The 18,377-nt window shown below is 66.3% G+C and carries 19 protein-coding genes; 7 read left to right on the top strand and 12 right to left on the bottom strand.

Translation table 11 applies throughout. The features are described from left to right. Window positions 1-6: 6 nt before the first annotated feature. The 3 genes from ispF to carD are packed head-to-tail and all read right to left on the bottom strand — an operon-like array spanning window position 7 to window position 1,690. A complete protein-coding gene (ispF, locus tag AWC07_RS11180) occupies window positions 7-504 on the bottom strand; it encodes a 2-C-methyl-D-erythritol 2,4-cyclodiphosphate synthase (RefSeq protein ID WP_036406269.1) in 498 nt (165 codons plus the stop codon). Next, window positions 501-1,184, bottom strand: a complete 684-nt coding sequence (gene ispD / locus AWC07_RS11175; protein ID WP_036406272.1) for a 2-C-methyl-D-erythritol 4-phosphate cytidylyltransferase — start codon at window positions 1,182-1,184, stop codon at window positions 501-503. Before ispD ends, ispF begins: the two co-directional genes overlap by 4 nt. 17 nt (window positions 1,185-1,201) lie before the next feature. Further along, entirely contained in the window at window positions 1,202-1,690 is a 489-nt protein-coding gene (gene carD, locus AWC07_RS11170) for an RNA polymerase-binding transcription factor CarD (RefSeq protein WP_007166539.1), read from the bottom strand. Window positions 1,691-2,120: 430 nt separating this feature from the next. Between carD and AWC07_RS11165 the strand changes: the two genes are divergently transcribed. The 3 genes from AWC07_RS11165 to disA are packed head-to-tail and all read left to right on the top strand — an operon-like array spanning window position 2,121 to window position 5,244. Beyond that, complete coding sequence (locus tag AWC07_RS11165) at window positions 2,121-2,678, top strand: copper chaperone PCu(A)C domain-containing protein (protein WP_036406277.1); 558 nt, start codon at window positions 2,121-2,123, stop codon at window positions 2,676-2,678. Window positions 2,679-2,734: 56 nt separating this feature from the next. Continuing rightward, window positions 2,735-4,147 carry a DNA repair protein RadA gene (radA, locus tag AWC07_RS11160; protein ID WP_036406280.1) on the top strand — a complete coding sequence of 471 codons (1,413 nt, stop codon included), beginning with the start codon at window positions 2,735-2,737 and terminating at the stop codon, window positions 4,145-4,147. A 20-nt stretch (window positions 4,148-4,167) separates the two neighbouring features. Next, a complete protein-coding gene (gene disA / locus AWC07_RS11155) occupies window positions 4,168-5,244 on the top strand; it encodes a DNA integrity scanning diadenylate cyclase DisA (protein ID WP_139829645.1) in 1,077 nt (358 codons plus the stop codon). Window positions 5,245-5,248: 4 nt separating this feature from the next. Here the strand turns inward: disA and AWC07_RS11150 are convergent, their stop codons facing one another. Next, entirely contained in the window at window positions 5,249-6,043 is a 795-nt protein-coding gene (locus AWC07_RS11150) for a hypothetical protein (RefSeq protein ID WP_139829649.1), read from the bottom strand. 107 nt (window positions 6,044-6,150) lie between these two features. After that, the gene (locus AWC07_RS11145) at window positions 6,151-6,774 is read right to left on the bottom strand and encodes a carbonic anhydrase (protein WP_036413400.1); all 624 of its coding nucleotides are present in this window, start codon (window positions 6,772-6,774) and stop codon (window positions 6,151-6,153) included. Between AWC07_RS11145 and AWC07_RS11140 the strand changes: the two genes are divergently transcribed. After that, the gene (locus AWC07_RS11140; RefSeq protein ID WP_036413397.1) at window positions 6,773-7,684 is read left to right on the top strand and encodes an HhH-GPD family protein; all 912 of its coding nucleotides are present in this window, start codon (window positions 6,773-6,775) and stop codon (window positions 7,682-7,684) included. The two genes, AWC07_RS11145 and AWC07_RS11140, sit on opposite strands and share 2 nt — an antisense overlap. A gap of 492 nt (window positions 7,685-8,176) precedes the next feature. Next, the gene (locus tag AWC07_RS11135; RefSeq protein WP_051508000.1) at window positions 8,177-8,935 is read left to right on the top strand and encodes a hypothetical protein; all 759 of its coding nucleotides are present in this window, start codon (window positions 8,177-8,179) and stop codon (window positions 8,933-8,935) included. 29 nt (window positions 8,936-8,964) lie between these two features. On the opposite strand, the gene AWC07_RS11130 is transcribed toward AWC07_RS11135, so the two are convergent. Together AWC07_RS11130 and AWC07_RS11125 are read right to left on the bottom strand one after the other, a co-directional pair. After that, window positions 8,965-9,288 (bottom strand): helix-turn-helix transcriptional regulator, encoded by a 324-nt coding sequence (locus AWC07_RS11130; RefSeq protein WP_036413394.1) that lies wholly within the window; start codon window positions 9,286-9,288, stop codon window positions 8,965-8,967. Between the two features lie 287 nt (window positions 9,289-9,575). Beyond that, the gene (locus tag AWC07_RS11125) at window positions 9,576-10,352 is read right to left on the bottom strand and encodes an alpha/beta fold hydrolase (RefSeq protein WP_139829643.1); all 777 of its coding nucleotides are present in this window, start codon (window positions 10,350-10,352) and stop codon (window positions 9,576-9,578) included. A 14-nt stretch (window positions 10,353-10,366) separates the two neighbouring features. On the opposite strand from AWC07_RS11125, the gene mhuD reads away from it, so the two are divergent. Then, window positions 10,367-10,684: a mycobilin-forming heme oxygenase MhuD gene (gene mhuD, locus AWC07_RS11120; RefSeq protein ID WP_036413389.1), complete on the top strand. Its 318-nt coding sequence runs from the start codon at window positions 10,367-10,369 to the stop codon at window positions 10,682-10,684. Further along, the gene (locus AWC07_RS11115) at window positions 10,668-12,023 is read left to right on the top strand and encodes a serine hydrolase (RefSeq protein WP_425271243.1); all 1,356 of its coding nucleotides are present in this window, start codon (window positions 10,668-10,670) and stop codon (window positions 12,021-12,023) included. The genes mhuD and AWC07_RS11115 overlap by 17 nt, the downstream gene beginning before the upstream one ends. On the opposite strand, the gene AWC07_RS11110 is transcribed toward AWC07_RS11115, so the two are convergent. From AWC07_RS11110 to clpC1, 5 genes are all read right to left on the bottom strand, one after another. Continuing rightward, complete coding sequence (locus AWC07_RS11110) at window positions 12,024-12,515, bottom strand: histidine phosphatase family protein (protein WP_244187565.1); 492 nt, start codon at window positions 12,513-12,515, stop codon at window positions 12,024-12,026. It abuts the gene before it with no gap. 29 nt (window positions 12,516-12,544) lie between these two features. Beyond that, the gene (locus AWC07_RS11105; protein WP_036413384.1) at window positions 12,545-13,294 is read right to left on the bottom strand and encodes a CbtA family protein; all 750 of its coding nucleotides are present in this window, start codon (window positions 13,292-13,294) and stop codon (window positions 12,545-12,547) included. 9 nt (window positions 13,295-13,303) lie between these two features. Further along, window positions 13,304-13,513, bottom strand: coding sequence for a CbtB domain-containing protein (locus tag AWC07_RS11100; protein ID WP_036413382.1), 210 nt, complete (start codon window positions 13,511-13,513; stop codon window positions 13,304-13,306). Between the two features lie 313 nt (window positions 13,514-13,826). Further along, the gene (locus AWC07_RS11095) at window positions 13,827-15,404 is read right to left on the bottom strand and encodes a PE family protein (protein WP_036413379.1); all 1,578 of its coding nucleotides are present in this window, start codon (window positions 15,402-15,404) and stop codon (window positions 13,827-13,829) included. A gap of 229 nt (window positions 15,405-15,633) precedes the next feature. Next, the gene (gene clpC1 / locus AWC07_RS11090) at window positions 15,634-18,180 is read right to left on the bottom strand and encodes an ATP-dependent protease ATP-binding subunit ClpC (protein WP_036413377.1); all 2,547 of its coding nucleotides are present in this window, start codon (window positions 18,178-18,180) and stop codon (window positions 15,634-15,636) included. Between the last annotated feature and the right edge of the window lie 197 nt (window positions 18,181-18,377).

Genomic DNA, 18,377 nt, shown 5'->3' with positions numbered 1-18,377 from the left:
CCGGCCCTACTGGGCTGGGAACGGGTCGCGCAGCGAAATCACCAATGCCGTCGCGATGGCGGCCCGACCCTCGCCCCGTCCGGTCAGGCCGAGCCCGTCGGTGGTGGTTGCTGACACCGATACCGGCGCATTGAGTAGGCGCGACATGACGGCCTGCGCCTCGAGCCGGCGCCAACCGATCTTGGGCCGATTGGCGACCACCTGCACGGCGGCATTCCCCACCCGATAGCCGTGCTGCGTGATCAGCTCGACGACATGACGCAGCATGTCGGCTCCGCTCACGCCTGCCCAACGTGGATCGTCGACTCCGAAGACGTCGCCGATGTCGCCCAGCCCGGCCGCCGACAGCACGGCATCACACAACGCATGCGCCGCAACGTCACCGTCGGAGTGGCCGGCGCAGCCGTCGGCGCTCGGAAACAGCAGGCCCACCAGCCAGCATGGGCGTCCGGGATCGATCGGGTGCACATCGACACCCAAACCCACCCGCGGCAGTCCGTTCACCCGCGCACCACCGCCTGGGCCAACAACAGATCGAGTCGGTTGGTGATCTTGAACGCCAGCGGGTCACCCTCGACCACCTGAACCTGGCCGCCGATGTGCTCGACCAGTGATGCGTCGTCGGTGAAGTCGGCGTTGCCCGCGTGCTGGTAGGCGCGTAGCAGCAGATCGCCGGCGAACCCCTGCGGGGTCTGCACTGCCCTGAGCCCCGCCCGTTCCGGAGTGCCTAAGACCACCCCGTTGGCGTCGACGGCCTTGATGGTGTCGGTAAGTGGTAGCGCGGGCACCACGGCGGCGTGGCCGGCCCGCAATGCGTTGACCACTCGCGCGACCAACGAAGGTGGCGTCAACGCCCGCGCTGCGTCATGCACCAGCACAAACGACGGCTCCGAGGTCTCAACCAGCGCGGCTAGGGCCAGGCGCACGGTCTCGGTACGGTCGGCACCGCCGGCAACGACCATGGCCTTATGTCCGAGGATCAGCTTTGCTTCGTCGGTGCGATCCGGCGGGACGGCTACGACGACATGGTCGACGACCTTGGATTCCAGCAGGCCCTCGACGGCGCGCTCGACCAGGGTTCGCCCGTCGAGTTGATAAAACGCCTTGGGTACGCCAACGGCCAGCCGCTCACCCGACCCCGCGGCCGGAACGATCGCGACTACGGCGCGTGCGGCTCCAGTCACCCAGAGTCTCGGGGTCTTCAGGAAGCGGCGGCCAGAACCTCGTCGAGGATGGTCTCTGCTTTGGCGTCGTCGGTGCTCTCAGCCAGCGCCAGTTCCCCGACCAGTATCTGCCGAGCCTTTGCCAGCATCCGCTTCTCGCCTGCGGACAAACCCCGCTCCTGGTCCCGACGCCATAGGTCACGCACCACTTCGGCGACCTTGTTCACGTCGCCGGAAGCCAGCTTCTCGAGATTGGCCTTGTAACGACGTGACCAGTTGGTGGGCTCTTCGGTGTGCGGGGCACGCAACACCTGGAAAACCTTGTCAAGGCCTTCTTGGCCGACGACGTCGCGGACTCCAACGTACTCAGCGTTATCAGCAGGCACACGAACGGTCAGGTCGCCCTGCGCCACTTTCAAGACGAGATACTCTTTTTGTTCCCCTTTGATGGTTCGGGTTTCGATCGCCTCGACTAACGCAGCACCGTGGTGTGGATAGACGACAGTGTCACCGACCTTGAAGATCATCTGATTTGAGCCCCTTTCGTCACTCCATGCTAACACGCCGCCCTGGCGCGTGCGGATCAACGGTGCAGGTCAGGGGCACCGCAGCCGGAGATTGGGGGTTGACATGGGGATCAAGACGTGCATCGCCGCGCCGATTGCCGCCTGTCGCCGCTATCTCAAGTGCGCCCAGTGGTGGGGTAGCCGATGGCCCACCCGTCGACAGCGCCGCCGGCCCAAGCAGGGTGGGACGGGCCCCGCCGGCCAACCCGGCGAGGCATGGTCACCCGGTGCCGGAAGATTGGTCGATGCTGCCAGATCGCGAATCGCACGCGCCATCGGCACCGGCGCTACCGCCGGCGGCAGCAACCTACTACTGTGCATAGTCGAATCGCAGTCAGCAGGCCCCCCGTCATGCGGTCTGCCAAGCTCCGAACCCAGCAGGAGGCATTGAGTGAACCGCTTCAAGATCCGCCTCACCCTGGTGGGCCTGGTCGCACTGATTGCCGCACTGGTGAGCGCTTGCGGAACCGGCCAGATCTCGCAGACCGCGAATCAGGAGCCCGCCGTCAACGGCAACCGGCTGACCATAAACAACGTGCTGCTGCGCGATGTCCGGATCCAAGCTCTGCAGCGCAGCGGCGATTTCCTGCAGCCCGGCAGGAAAGTGGACTTGGTGCTGGTGGCTATCAACCAATCCCCGGATGTGGCTGATCGTTTGGTGAGCATCGGCAGCGACATCGGCACCGTGACGATGACCGGTGACGCACGGCTGCCCGCCGCCGGGATGCTGTTTGTCGGTACGCCGGACGGCCAGCTCGTTGCGCCGGGCCCGTTGGGGTCGAATCAGGCGACCAGGGCAAGCGTGGTCTTGACCAAACCCATCACGAACGGCTTGACGTACAGCTTCACCTTCAACTTCGAGAAGGCCGGACAGGGCACCCTGATGGTGCCGATCGCGGCACCGCTTGCTCAGCCACACGAGCAGGCGACCACTCCGGTTCGGCACTAACCACACCCACGCAGGGGTGTGCGAGATCTGTCGTACCCGACCGATACGGTCACGGCGTGGCCAACGTGCGTTCGCAATTCCGCTGCTCGGATTGTCGTCACCTCACCGCCAAGTGGGTGGGGCGGTGCCTGGAATGCGGCAGCTGGGGCACCGTCGAAGAGGTGTCGATACGTAACGTGGCCGGCGCCAGTGGTCGCCGCTTGCCGGCACCGGCGTCGCGCGCCGTTCCGATCAGTTCGGTCCAGCCCAACTTGAACCGGCACCGTCCGACCGGCATCGACGAGCTCGACCGGGTGCTGGGCGGCGGTGTGGTGCCAGGGTCGGTGGCGCTGCTGGCCGGCGAACCCGGTGTCGGTAAATCGACGCTGCTGCTCGAGGTCGCCCATCGCTGGGCGCAGTCGGGACAGCGCGCGCTGTACATCTCCGGTGAAGAGTCCACTGGGCAGATTCGGCTGCGCGCCGACCGGATCGGCTGTCAAGGCGAACAGGTGTATCTGGCCGCCGAATCCGACGTGCACGCGGTATTGGGCCACATCGAGACCGTGCAGGCGGCGCTGGTCGTCATCGACTCGGTGCAGACGATGTCCACCAGCGAGGCCGACGGCGTCGCCGGCGGGGTCACCCAGGTGCGCGCGGTGACGGGCGCCCTGACCGCGGCCGCCAAGTCTCACGGGTTCGGGCTGATCCTGGTCGGCCATGTCACCAAGGAAGGGTCGATCGCCGGACCTCGCTCGCTGGAGCATCTCGTTGACGTGGTGCTGCATTTCGAAGGCGACCGCAACAGCGGGTTACGGATGGTCCGCGGGATCAAGAACCGGTTCGGCGCCGCCGACGAGGTTGGATGTTTCCTGCTGCACGACAACGGCATCGAAGGAATCGCCGACCCGTCGAACCTGTTCCTCGATCAACGGTCCGCTCCCGTGCCCGGTACCGCCATCACCGCGACACTCGACGGGAAGCGGCCGCTGATCGGGGAAGTCCAGGCGTTGCTGGCCACTCCGGCGGGCGGTTCGCCGCGACGGGCCGTCAGCGGGATCGATCACGCCCGCGCGGCGATGATCACCGCCGTTCTGGAAAAGCACGCCAAGTTGACCATCGGTGTCAACGACATCTATCTGTCAACCGTCGGAGGGATGCGATTGACCGATCCGTCATCCGATCTGGCGGTTGCGATCGCGCTGGCCTCGGCGTACGCGAACCTACCGCTGCCCACCACGGCGGTGATGATCGGCGAAGTCGGGCTGGCGGGCGACCTGCGACCGGTCAACGGCATGGACCGGCGGCTCGCCGAGGCAGCTCGTCAGGGATTCAACATCGCATTGATCCCGCCCGGTCGCGAGGCGGTGCCGGCGGGTCTGCGAGCACTGCGCGCACCCACGATCGCGGCGGCGCTCGAGCACATGATCGACATTGCCGACCACCGCACCAGCGCCCCCGCCAACGTGTGTCGTCTGGACACTCGTCACTAAGTGGCCCCGCTCATAGCAGAATGCACGCTGTGACACGTCCGACCCTGCGTGAGGCTGTCGCCCGCCTGGCACCCGGCACGGGGCTGCGGGACGGCCTGGAACGTATCCTGCGTGGCCGTACCGGCGCCCTGATCGTGCTCGGCTACGACGAGAATGTCGAGGCCATCTGCGACGGCGGCTTCTCCCTCGACGTCCGCTACGCCCCGACCCGGCTGCGCGAGCTGTCCAAAATGGACGGAGCCGTGGTGCTCTCCACCGACTGCAGCCGCATAGTGCGGGCCAACGTGCAGCTGGTCCCGGATCCGTCGATACCGACCGACGAATCGGGCACGCGCCACCGCTCGGCGGAACGATCCGCCATCCAGACCGGCTACCCGGTGATCTCGGTGAGCCACTCGATGAACATCGTGACCGTCTATGTCGGCGGTGATCGTCATGTGCTGACCGACTCGGCGACCATCCTGTCCCGAGCCAACCAGGCGATAGCGACACTGGAACGCTACAAGACCCGACTCGATGAGGTCAGCCGGCAACTCTCGCGGGCCGAGATCGAAGACTTCGTCACGCTGCGCGACGTGATGACGGTGGTGCAGCGGCTCGAGCTGGTCCGGCGAATCGGCCTGGTGATCGACTACGACGCCGTGGAACTCGGCACCGACGGGCGTCAGCTGCGGCTGCAGCTGGAGGAGCTGCTCGGCGGCAACGACACCGCCCGCGAGTTGATTGTCCGCGACTACCACGCCAACCCGGAACCGCCGACCAAAGCCCAAATCGACGCGACCCTGGATGAGCTCGACGCGCTCTCGGACACCGAACTGCTCGATTTCGCCGTGCTAGCAAAGGTTTTCGGCTATCCCACGACGCCGGAGGCACAGGACTCGGCGTTGAGCCCGCGGGGCTATCGCGCAATGGCAGTCATCCCGCGACTGCAATTCGCCCATGCCGATCTGCTGGTGCGTTCCTTCGGAACGCTGCAGGGTCTGTTGGCCGCCAGTGCCGGCGACCTGCAATCTGTCGACGGCATCGGCGCGATGTGGGCCCGTCATGTGCGCGAGGGCCTGTCACAGCTGGCCGAGTCGACGATCGCTGACCAGTAAAGCGCTAACCACCTTGAGCGGGCGGGGCCTCCGGCGGCGGCGCCACAGCCGGGCCAGGGGCCGACGGCGGCCCCGGCGGCTGCGGCGGCTGGTTCAACACGAACGGAACCGGAAGCGACCGAAGGTTGCCCAGCTGGACGACGAGGTTGTAGGTGCCGGGACCGATCGCCGGCCGGGGCAATGGGCAATGCGGCGCCGACCCCATCCCGGTCCAGGTCACCGCGGTTGTCACCTGCTCCCCCGGAGTGAACATCTTGACCAGGGTCTCGTTGGAGGGCGCGCAGTCCAGGTTGGACCACAAGCGCTTGTTATCCAGCGAGTAGACGTATGCCGCCAGCACCGCGGCCCCGACGTCGCGTTTACAGGCCACCAGCCCGATGTTGGTGACGACCATGGTGAATTTCGGCTGGTCACCGATGTAGTACTGGGGCGCGTTGGTCAGTCCCTTGACCGCGAGCGTGGAATCCGGGCAGTCGTCCCCCTCTTTGAGCACCGGCGGCGGTTGCACCGCGGCGGTGGGAGTGGGCATCTCCGGGTTTTGCCCCTGCGGAGCTGCCGGAGCGTTGGCGGCGCTTTGCCCAGCCGGTTCCGGCGCCTGCGGCGCGTTTGAGCCGGGATGGCTTTGCGCGGAGCCCGGTTTCTCGGCGCTGACAGGTTTGGCGCCGGCGGTGTTACCGACGAAGGCGACGACGGCAGCCACCGCAATTCCGATCACCACGACCGCGACGCCCAGGGCCAGTCCCCTGCGCCGCCAGTAGATCTCGGTAGGTAGCGGGCCACGCGGTTCCAGATCCAGCACATTCACACCGTAGGCCCAGGTCACGCCGACCCGTTTGATCCGCCTCGGCGTGTCGCGAGGTTAGCTGGGCCCTATCGATGGCGAACCGTGTTAGAGGCGCCGGGATGTCAGCCTTCCTCGCCGATGTCACCGACGTGATCTCGCAACACCGCCCGCCCGTCGGAGAGCTGGTAGGTCACGCCCACGATCGCCAGCGCGCCCGCAGCAACCCGCTCTGATATCGCCCTGGAACGGGCCATTAGCTGCGCCACCGTCTCGTGGATGTGGCGCTCTTCGAACTCGTCAACACGGGTCAGGCCGTCGCGCCGGCCCAGCAGGATGGACGGGGCCACCCGCTCGACCACATCGCGGACGTAGCCCTCGGGCAATTCTCCGCTGTCCAGTGCCGCCAGTGCGGCATCGACGGCGCCACAGCTGTCGTGGCCGAGTACGACCACGAGCGGCACGTTGAGCACCACCACCGCGTACTCGATGGAACCTAGTACCGCCGAGTCGATCACGTGCCCGGCCGTGCGGACCACGAACATATCGCCCAGACCCTGGTCGAAGATGATCTCGGCAGCCACCCGGCTGTCCGCGCAACCGAAAATCACGGCGGTCGGCTGCTGCCCAGCCGCGAGGCCGGTGCGATGGTCGACGCTTTGGCTGGGATGCTCGGGCTTGCCGGCGACGAATCGCTCGTTACCCTCTTTGAGTGCTTTCCACGCGGTTACCGGGTTGGTGTTGGGCATGTCACGCATTCTGCCGTACCGGCCGGTGACCGCGCCGCAGCACATATCATCCGCCAATCTTCTTGCTTGGTACGAGCGATCACGTCGCGACCTGCCGTGGCGCCGGCCAGACGTCAGCGCATGGCAGATATTGGTGAGCGAGTTCATGCTGCAGCAGACTCCGGTGTCGCGGGTGCTGTCGATGTGGCCGGACTGGGTGCGGCGCTGGCCCACCCCGTCGGCCACGGCCGCGGCGACTGCCGCCGATGTGCTGCGCGCCTGGGGGAAGCTGGGCTATCCGCGCCGGGCGAAACGATTACACGAATGCGCCACCATCGTCGCGCGCGACCACGACGACGTGGTCCCCAACGACGTCGAAACCCTGGTGAAGCTGCCCGGTGTCGGCAGCTACACCGCGCGGGCGGTGGCGTGTTTCGCATACGGCCGGCGGGTGCCGGTGGTGGACACCAACGTGCGCCGGGTGGTGGCTCGTGCGGTGCACGGCCGCGCCGATGCGGGGGCGCCGTCGACGGCCCGTGATCACGCCGACGTGTTGGCGCTGCTGCCGAATAATGAATCGGCGCCATGCTTTTCGGTGGCGCTCATGGAACTGGGCGCGACGGTGTGCACGGCCCGGGCCCCGCGCTGCGGTTTGTGCCCGGTGAGCGGCTGCGCATGGCGGGCCGCCGGATATCCCGCTGCGGATGGTCCGCCGCGGCGCGTGCAGGCGTACGCGGGAACCGACCGGCAAGTCCGTGGGCGGTTACTGGACGTGTTGCGCGCCAAGGATTCTCCGGTCAGCCGCGCCGAGCTCGACGTGGCCTGGCTGATCGATACCGCGCAGCGTGACCGGGCGCTGGTTTCGTTGCTTGTCGACGGCCTGGTGATCCGGACGCTCGACGGACGGTTCGCGCTGGCGGGCGAGGAGTAGCTCGCTTAGCCGGATTGACACGGCACGCGCGATGCCGTCGCGATGCCCGCAGCTCAACCACGCGCCCGACATGGCAGCCCAACACGAACCCCGACTTCGCCGTCACCGGGACGTCTGCATTCCGGGCAGTGTGCAACCAGACGGCGGGCGAGCCGCCCCCGAGACGCGTCGGGATGAAGCGGCGCCTCCCGTATACCTGCACCGCCTCGCCATTCGGCTGCCGGGAACCGCTGAAAGCACCATTGGTGGCCGATGTTGCGAACCACGCGATGTGACGGTGACGCATCGGGGAAAGCCCTTGACCCGCAGCGGGTTAACCAGGGTTTGCCGCTGGTGCTTACGGCTCGGTCACATCCTAGACGTGCTCAGAACCGATATTGCCGACCTCCCACATGCCCATTCATAGCAAACTCATATGAATTTTCATTGATGAAAAATACTTCGGTATATATCTTTCGCATTAAGGAGTGGCGAACACTGGAGGAAGGGCAAATGGATCTCGACCGCATCACCAACCCGTTGAGGTTGGCCAAAGGCCCTCACCAGCCCGGAACGGGCGCCGGCTGCGCAATGAACGTCATCTCATACATCAACGGCGACTCGAAGATCACCGACTACCCCGCGTGCTCGGCCCGCCCGTTGGCCGCATTCGTCCAATCGTGCAATGACCTGCTGGCCGGTCCGGGCGGTTACCTGACACCCGAAAACAGCATCATCGCCCTCGACCTTGGCTGGCAGACGGTGGGAACCGCCGGGGTTTCCCGGCGCGTCATCCATGGCTGGGTGGCCGAGCTGTTGACCAGTCCGACCTGGGGACTCGTCCGATACGCCAAAATCACCACAATCAAGGCGATCGCCAATATCGCCGAACTGCATCGGCGCATTGCGCGAGGCACTATGCCGTCGCTCACCAGTTGGCATACCGCGTACGACATTGCGATGGGCGAAGCAAATGCCTTCGTCTTCGCGTCGAACCCCGCTGGGTTCTATGCCCTGCAGGCGGCTCACCAGTCGACCGAGCTCGTCGGAGATCGCCGCCAAGCGACACTGGACGCCGTTACCGGCAGCGCCCTGCGCGCCCACGTGCTCGGTACCGGAATTGACTCGCCGATCCGATACGCCCAGGTCACCTCCGAGGCGATTCAGTCATGGCGCCGTCTGGCCGGGCTACCCCAACCCAAGCGGGCAGCGCCGCATCAGCCGGCGAGACGGAATGACCGTGCCCGACGCTTTGCCCGGACGTCGGCATGACGCACCCGGCGCGGCGATCAACCGGCCGTTCAGGACAAAGCCGAAACAAGCTCACCCACGGTGTGGCTGGCTTCGAGTGGGTGGCGTAGCCGACCCTGCGGATTGAGCTCGTACACGTTGCGACGACCAACCTTGGACTTGATGAGGTAGCCCTCCTCGGTCAGGTCGGTCAATATCGCTTGCACAGAACGCTCGGTGATGCCGATTCGCAGCGCCAGCTCGCGAGCTGTCAGGGGCTCGCCGGTCGACACGCACAGCAACACATGGGCATGGTTCGTCAGGAAGGTCCAAGTTCGGTCGGGAGCTTCGACAGCAGGCTGGGCGGCCGGGCTCAGCTTTTCGGCAACGTCCATTGCCTCATTATAGGGCATTTGGAATTCGCGTAAATCGCTTCGTTAATTGACCATCGGCTAAGGGGCTCGGGTGCCCAGGCGCCGAACGGGTAAGGGCGGCCGAGTGCTGCCGGGTGTCGGTCGATTCGGCGACGGTCGTCGCGGGCGGCGGGCGCGGCCGAGTTTCCGTTGAGGCTGGCAGGGAGTCGGCCGAAGCACTGCGCTGGGTTGGGTGGCTCCCGACGGCCCGGCCGCCGGATCATCGGCGGTGGCTCGCCTCGGCAGGCGCTATCTCAGTCGGCGTCGGCTCAGCCGACACCGAGTTCGGCAAAAAAAGATTCGACCGCGTGGCGATACACCAGCGGGGCTTCATCGTGCACCAGATGACCCGCTTCCGGGATCTTCAGATACGTTGTCGGACAGTCCCTTTCAGCCATTTCACGCATCTGCCCCGGCGGTGTGACCGAGTTGCCGGCCTCGATCAGCAGTGCCGGGGCCCGCACCGCCCGCCACTGCTCCCAGTAGTCGCGGGTGCCCCACTCGGCGGCGATCTCGATCCACCGCGAGGTATCTCCGTGCAGCCGCCACCCGGTGGCGGTGCGGTCGAAGGCCTCCAGAAAATACTGGCCGGCGACCGGGCCGAACTCGGCGAAAACCTGGTCCGCAGAATCAAATTCGACCGGAAGAGCATGCAGCCACGGCTCCCACGGGCCGGTAGTGCGGCCGACGAAATCCGGCGCCATGTCCTCGACCACCAACGCCGAAACCAACTCCGGACGCTGCGCGGCCAAGCACCACGAATGCAAAGCACCCATCGAATGCCCGACCAGCCGCGCCGGCACGCCCAGCGGGGCAACCGCATCACCCAGGTCGGCTACGAAGCGTTCGGTACTGATCGGGTACGGATCGTCGACGTCACGGCCTCGATGCCACGGCGCGTCGTAGGTATAGACACTGCCCAACCGGGTCAGCCAGGGCAGCTGCCGAGACCATGTGCTACCCCGGCCCATCAACCCATGTACCAGGACCAGCGGTTCACCTCGCCCCCCGCGATGGGTCAACAGATCGGTCGGCATGCCGGGCACGGTAACCTAGCGACATGCCAGTGGTGAAGATCAACGCAATCGAAGTGCCCGCCGGCGCTGGCCCCGAACTGGAGAAGCGGTTCGCCCACCGCGCGCATGCGGTGGAGAATTCTCCCGGTTTCCTCGGCTTTCAGTTGCTACGTCCGGTCAAGGGCGAAGACCGCTACTTCGTGGTGACACACTGGGAGTCCGATGAAGCATTCCAGGCATGGGCGAACGGGCCGGCCATCCAAGCCCACGCCGGCCACCGGGCGAACCCCGTGGCGACAAGCGCTTCGCTGCTGGAATTCGAGGTTGTACTCGACGTTGCCGGGACTGGCGAAGCGAAATAGCCGGCAGGCGGCGCCGCGCCGTGCGTTAGCGTTGGGCGCCGCTGCCGCATTAGTGGTCACCCTGGCTCCCGGTTGCGCGCACTCGCCCACCCCAACCGCTAACGCAGCGGATCCAGGGCGCCGCATCGACACCGGAACACCACCCGGCCTGCGCGCCCAGCAGACCGTGGACATGCTCAACTCGGATTGGCCGATCGGTCCGGTGGGCGTCGGCACCCTGGCGACGCCCGGGCAAATCGGTTCCGTCGAGCACACCATGGCAGAGCTGTGGTGGGACCGCCCGTTCACCGTCGAGGGCATAGCCATCGGCGCCAGTGTGGCCACGCTGCATCTCATTTCGTCTTACGGCGCGCGGCAAGACATTCGGATCCATACCGACGACCAGGGCCAGGTCGATCGGTTCGATCTCGAGACCCAGCCACCGTCGGTCGGCTCGTGGCGCGACGTCGACGCCGTGTTGAGCCGAACCGGCGCCCGCTATTCGTACCAAGTCGCCAAGGTGGCCAACGGGAACTGCGACCCGGTAGCCGGCACCAATACCCGCGAATCCTTGCCGCTTGCTTCGATTTTCAAGTTGTACGTGTTGCACGCCCTGGCGGACGCGGTGAAGGACGGCACGCTGTCCTGGGACGAAACGCTCACCGTGACCGCCAAGAGCAAAGCGGTGGGCTCGTCGGGCCTGGAATTGCCTCCCGGGGCGCATGTTTCGGTTCGCACCGCCGCCGAGAAGATGATCGCCACCAGCGACAACATGGCCACCGACTTGCTGATCGAGCGGTTGGGCACCTCCGCTATCGAGGAGGCGCTGGCCACCGCCGGCCATCACGATCCGGCCAGCATGACGCCGTTTCCCACGATGTACGAGCTCTTCTCGGTCGGCTGGGGTCAACCGGATGTGCGTGACCAATGGAAGCACGCATCCCAGCAGGTCCGCGCTCAGTTGCTGCAGCAGGCGAATGCTACTCCCTACCAACCTGATCCAATGCGTGCGCACACTCCGGCCTCCACCTACGGCGCGGAGTGGTACGGCAGCGCGGAGGACATCTGCCGGGTGCACCTGGCGCTGCAGGCCGATGCGGTTGGTCCGGCCGCGCCGGTCAGGCAGATCCTTTCTGCCGTTGCGGGTATCCAACTGGATCGCAACGAATGGCCCTACATCGGCGCGAAAGCCGGTGGCCTGCCAGGGGACCTGACCTTCAGCTGGTATGCCGAGGACAAGACCGGTCAGCCGTGGGTGGTGAGCTTTCAGCTGAACTGGCCCCGAGATCACGGACCGACGGTGACCGGATGGATGCTGGAGGTCGCCAAACAGGTCTTCGCGCTGGTGGGCCCGAAATAGCTAGAGCCGCAACGTCCAGCGCCGTTCACGGAAATGCATCACCGTGCGGCTAAGCGGCGCAATATCAATGCGCCAGAAGGATTTTGGTGGAATATCAAGTGCCACCAAGATCGCCGCGCGAATCACCGCTGGATGCGTGACCGCCACCGTGTTGCCGGCCAGCGACGCGAGCCATCCGGCCACCCGGTCGATCAGGTCGACGATGGACTCGCCGCCGTGCGGCGCTTGAACCGGGTCGGTCAGCCAAGCGGTCAGCTTTTCGGCGTCGACGCTCGCCAGGGTTTCACCACGCCACCGTCCGCAATCGAGATCGGCCAGTCGCGACTCCGTTGTTGGGTTGAGCCCCAATAACTCAGCGGTTTGTCGGGCGCGCCGCTCGGGCCCGGACAGCTGGGACGTGGTTTCCCGGATATCAAGGCCGACAACGGCTTCGGCCTGCCGACGGCCAATGTCGCTGAGCGGCTCATCGACGGGAAAGCGCGCGGCAGCCATCGCATCAGTCATCGCGTGCGACACCAGAGTCAACCGGATGACTTGACCCTTTCGGCACCCTCGCCCAGGAGCCGGCCCGCGAGCACCGAGAACACCAGCCCGATGGTCACCCACAGCACCAGTTGCGTGCCCAGCGAAACCAACCTGAATTCGTAGAGAACATCGGCGGGAAAGCCCGCCGGTGTCTCAGCAATAGTCGGCAATATCAGCATGACCAGCGCGACCGCCACCACATAGGCACCTGCCGCAATCAGTCCGGCATTCCACACCCCAAGTCGGGCCGCGAGCCGTCGGCCCAGCCATACCGCCGCGATCGCCAACACCGCCGACGCCAGCACCATCACCAGATACCATAGGGTGCGCGATCCGATCGTGTCCGCCTGACCGACGGCCGGCGGATTAGGCGGATACTTCACGAACGGCACCAGGTACGTCGCGGTAAACGCTCCCGCCGCCAGCCGGAGCGAAAGCGCCTGTGGTGCAGCGCTTTCCGCACGCCCATAGGCGACGCAAAACGCAACCGCGAACAGCGCACCCATGGCGAGGCCGAAAATCAGTACACCAAAACCCAATCCGGCATTGCCCTGCACGCCGCGGCTGAACAATTCAACGCCGTGCTCGTGCGGCACGCCTAGAGCGTGCGCGGCGTCGGCGCGGCCGTCCTCGAACGCGATTGCGCGGCCCACCACAGGCTCGGCGAACAGGCGGGCGAACCCAAACGCCAGTAAAGCACCCACCGCGCCCGCCAGGAGGCCGCGTGCTATCAGACGCTTCTCCACGACAGCGCCTCAGTGGCAGGGGAATCCGAGCAGATGCCTTGCGTCGTGGAAGAACTCGTGTAGGTGTGAGTCGCTGCCGAACAGCGACACCGCACCCTGATCGATGCCGACGAAGTAGAGCGCCAAGAGCGCCAGGAAGGCGGTGGCCGCCAACCAGAGCGCCGCACCTGCTGCCGACAGATCAACCGATCCGACCTGGGCTGTCTGGGAATTCGCCACAGTCCACTCCTTCTGGGGATCTCGCGTCCCGTTTCGGTGCTGATGACGAGCGTCGGGTTTGACTTTTAAGTGGCGCGACCGTTCTGGAGTTTCACCAGATTCCGTTACTCATCGACAACACCCGTCAGTGTAGACCGCAGACCACCCGGTCGAGCGAACAAATGTCTGCAGCAATCAACGCCCGGCTGTACCGTTGCCGCCGGGCTACCGGGAGAACCGGGTATCCCGGCGGAACCAGGGGTGGGCGGCAACGGCGGCGCGCTCGAACTGCAGGCGTCCGCATCGCGAAATCCTCGTCGCTGCTTTCGACCCGTTAGCCGTCGTAGCCGTCGGTGCCGGATGCTCCTGGTGCACCGGCTAGACCCATGGGGCCGGCTGCGCCGTTTACGCCGGCAATTCCGTTAGGCGATTGAACAAATACGCTTGCGGAGCCACCGGAACCACCGGTGCCACCGTTACCGCCGCCACCGCCGGTGCCACCGAAGCCACCGGTGCCTGCGGCGCCCCTGTGGCCGAATAGTCCAGACCCACCGCCAGTGCCGCCATTACCGCCGTTGCCGCCAGCACCGCCAGTGCCACCGTCACCCCCGGCGCCCCCCGGGCCCCCGTCGCCTGCATAAGCAGGACCAGTCTTGCTGTTGACAATGCTTTGGCCGCCGTTTCCGCCGAACCCGCCTGTGGCGCCGACACTGCCAGTACCCCCAATACCGCCGTTCGCACCATTCCCGCCGTCGCCGCCGGCGCCATACAGCCACCCGCCATGACCCCCGGCCCCACCGTTGCCGCCGCTACCGGCTGCACCGCCGGCCGCGCCGACACCGCCGACACCCCCGACACCCCCGTTACCGCCAAAAACGACAGCAGGTTGGGTGCCCACACCGCTGGTGAAGGCGCTGCCGCCGGTACCGCCTTGGCCGCCGGGGGCACCGATGCCGCCCACGCCGCCCGTACCGCCGGTGCCCCCGGTAACGCCTGGGAACTGGGCCGAGGTGTTGCCGCTGTCGCCGCCCGGGCCGCCGGTACCGCCAATCTCGCCCGGGAGACCGCCCTGTCCGGTTCCGCCCATTGAGCCGTTACCCCCACCTGGGGGGAAGGTTGTGTTATCGAGGCCGGGCGCGCCGTCTGCCGCCTGGCCACTTATTACGTTGGTACCTGCGCCGCCGTCACCGCCGGCACCGGCTGCGCCGCCGGCGCCGCCGGTGCCCCAGATCCCGGCGTTGCCACCGCTGCCGCCGTTGCCGCCTGCACCACCGGGCTGGTTGGCCAAGCCTGCCGGACCTTGGCCGCCAGCGCCGCCGGCCCCGCCGCTGCCGAACAGCAGCCCGCCGTTGCCGCCATTGCCGCCGCTGCCGCTCTGGCCGCCGGGCGCAGCCGCCAGGCCGGCCCCGCCGAGACCGCCATTGCCCCACAGCCCGGCAGACCCACCGTTCCCGCCGTTCGGGTGGGCGAGGTCGCCCGCCCCGCCGTTGCCGCCGTTGCCGAATAGCAGCCCGCCGTTCCCGCCAATTTGGCCGGGACCGCCGTCGACACCATTACCGATCAGCGGGCGGCCCAACAGCGCTTGGGAGGGCGCGTTGATCAGACCCAGCAAGTCCGGCAACCCTGAAGTATTGGCGGCTTCGGTGCTGGCGTAGGAGCCCGCACCCGCGGTCAAGGCCTGCACAAACTGCTGATGAAACGCCGCCGCCTGCACACTCAACGCCTGATACGCCTGGGCGTGCGCCCCAAACAACGCCGCGATGGCCGCCGACACTTCATCAGCGGCCGCTGCGGCTATCCCGGTCGTCGGCACCGCCGCCGCCGCGGTGGCTGAGCTGATTGTCGAACCGATAGTCGCCAGATCCGAAGCCGCCGCCGCGACCATCTCCGGCGCCACCATCAACAACGACATGACCCGCCTCCGACCCCGGGGATAACGCTGGCAATCGCCCGATCAGCATTGAGGAATCAACAGGCCAGAGAATATCGCTGTAAGCGGTCCGACGCGCGGTTTCCGCCAATCCATTCCGATTGATCAGGAAGCGAATCAGCCAGCACGTATCGCCCGTCAGCGGGCAACGCAAACGGGCGGTCATCGAGCACGCTCAGTGACCGCCCGTTACGGCGTCGGGAAGTTGCCGCTACTGCGCCGCTGGGCCAGGCCCACCCGCGCCAGGTGCTCCGGCCTTGGCCAGATCCGGCTCGGCCGGCGGCTTGCGGGTGCCGGTGAAGGTGAACACCGCATCCTCGCCGGCGCCTTCGCCGTCCCAGTTGTCCACGTCGACCGTGACAACCTGCCCCGGCCCGACCTCCTCGAACAAGATCTTCTCGGACAGCTGGTCCTCGATCTCGCGCTGGATGGTGCGTCGCAGCGGACGGGCACCCAGCACCGGGTCGAAGCCGCGCTTGGCCAGCAGCGACTTGGCCTTGTCGGTCAGCTCCAGCGCCATGTCCTTGCTCTTGAGCTGGCCGGCGACCCGGCCGATCATCAGGTCGACCATCTGGATGATCTCGTCACGGGTCAGCTGGTGGAAGACGATGATGTCGTCGATGCGGTTGAGGAACTCCGGGCGGAAGTGCTTCTTGAGCTCGTCATTGACCTTCTGCTTCATCCGCTCGTAGTCGTTCTCACCGCCACCCTTGGTGAACCCGAGGCCGACGGGCTTAGAAATATCGGATGTCCCCAGGTTCGACGTGAAGATCAGCACGGTGTTCTTGAAGTCCACCGTGCGGCCCTGCCCATCGGTGAGCCGGCCGTCCTCGAGCACCTGCAACAGGCTGTTGTAGATCTCCTGATGCGCCTTCTCGATCTCGTCGAACAGCACTACCGAAAACGGTTTGCGCCGCACCTTCTCGGTGAGCTGACCACCCTCCTCGTAACCGACATATCCGGGCGGAGCACCGAACAGCCGCGACGCGGTGAACCGGTCGTGGAACTCGCCCATGTCGATCTGGATGAGCGCGTCGTCGTCGCCGAACAGGAAGTTGGCCAGCGCCTTGGACAGCTCGGTCTTACCGACGCCGGACGGGCCGGCGAAGATGAACGAGCCCGACGGGCGCTTGGGGTCTTTCAGCCCGGCGCGGGTACGCCGGATGGCTTTCGAGACGGCCTTGACGGCATCTTCTTGTCCGATGATCCGCTTGTGGATCTCGTCTTCCATGCGCAGCAGCCGGGTGGTCTCGGCCTCGGTGAGCTTGAACACCGGGATGCCGGTCCAGTTGCCCAGCACCTCGGCGATCTGCTCGTCGTCGACCTCGGCGACCACGTCGAGATCCCCTGAACGCCACTGCTTTTCGCGCTCGGCCCGCTGGGCGACCAGTTGCTTCTCCCGGTCCCGCAGGCTGGCGGCCTTCTCGAAGTCCTGGGCGTCGATGGCCGATTCCTTCTCGCGGCGGGCCTCGGCGATCTTCTCGTCGAACTCGCGCAGGTCCGGCGGCGCGGTCATCCGGCGGATCCGCATCCGGGCCCCGGCCTCGTCGATCAGGTCGATCGCCTTGTCCGGCAGGAACCGGTCGTTGATGTAGCGGTCGGCCAACGTCGCCGCCGCCACCATCGCGCTGTCGGTGATGGACACCCGGTGGTGGGCCTCGTAGCGGTCCCGCAGACCCTTGAGGATCTCGATGGTGTGCTCCACCGTCGGCTCGCCGACCTGCACCGGCTGGAAGCGGCGCTCCAGCGCGGCGTCCTTCTCGATGTACTTGCGGTACTCGTCGAGCGTGGTGGCACCGATCGTTTGCAGTTCACCACGAGCGAGCTTCGGCTTCAGAATGCTGGCCGCGTCGATGGCGCCCTCGGCGGCACCGGCACCCACCAGGGTGTGCAGCTCGTCGATGAACAGGATGATGTCGCCGCGGGTGTTGATCTCCTTGAGCACCTTTTTGAGGCGCTCCTCGAAGTCACCGCGATAGCGCGAGCCCGCCACCAACGATCCCAGGTCCAGCGTGTAGAGCTGCTTGTCCTTGAGCGTCTCGGGGACCTCACCGTGCACGATGGCCTGGGCGAGGCCTTCGACGACGGCCGTCTTACCGACACCGGGCTCGCCGATCAGCACCGGGTTGTTCTTGGTGCGCCGGCTCAGCACCTGCATCACCCGCTCGATTTCCTTCTCGCGGCCGATGACCGGGTCCAGCTTGCCCTCCATGGCGGCCGCCGTCAGGTTGCGGCCGAACTGGTCGAGCACCAGCGAGGTGGACGGTGTGCCCGATTCGCCGCCCCGGCCGCCGGTGCCTGCCTCGGCGGCCTCCTTGCCCTGGTAGCCGGACAGCAGCTGGATCACCTGCTGACGCACCCGGGTCAGCTCGGCGCCAAGCTTCACCAGAACCTGAGCCGCTACGCCCTCACCCTCGCGGATGAGGCCCAGCAGAATGTGCTCGGTGCCGATGTAGTTGTGGCCCAGTTGCAGCGCCTCCCGCAGGCTCAGCTCGAGGACCTTCTTGGCCCGCGGAGTGAACGGGATGTGCCCGGACGGCGCCTGCTGCCCCTGGCCAATGATCTCTTCGACCTGGCTGCGGACCCCTTCGAGCGAGATACCCAGCGACTCCAGCGACTTGGCGGCTACGCCTTCGCCTTCGTGAATAAGACCCAACAAAATGTGCTCGGTGCCGATGTAGTTGTGGTTCAGCATCCGGGCCTCTTCTTGCGCCAGGACGACGACCCGGCGGGCACGGTCGGTAAATCGTTCGAACATCGGCGGTTACCTGCTCTCCTCATCGGTACTTTGGTCGGCCCCGTGCCGGTCCGGCTCGGCCCCGCGTACCTGCTGTCCACTGTAATGGTCGGCCCGCCAGGGTTCATAACCTTGCGGTACCTAGGAACGCGCTGAATAACCTGTCCATTGTTGGTCGTGTCTGACGGCTGTGCGCGGTGTGGCGTGTGATGATGTTG

It is taken from the genome of Mycobacterium gastri (assembly GCF_002102175.1).
Classification (GTDB): domain Bacteria; phylum Actinomycetota; class Actinomycetes; order Mycobacteriales; family Mycobacteriaceae; genus Mycobacterium; species Mycobacterium gastri.
The sequence above is the reverse complement of the archived record's forward strand: the minus strand, read 5'-3'. Positions and strand labels throughout refer to the sequence as shown.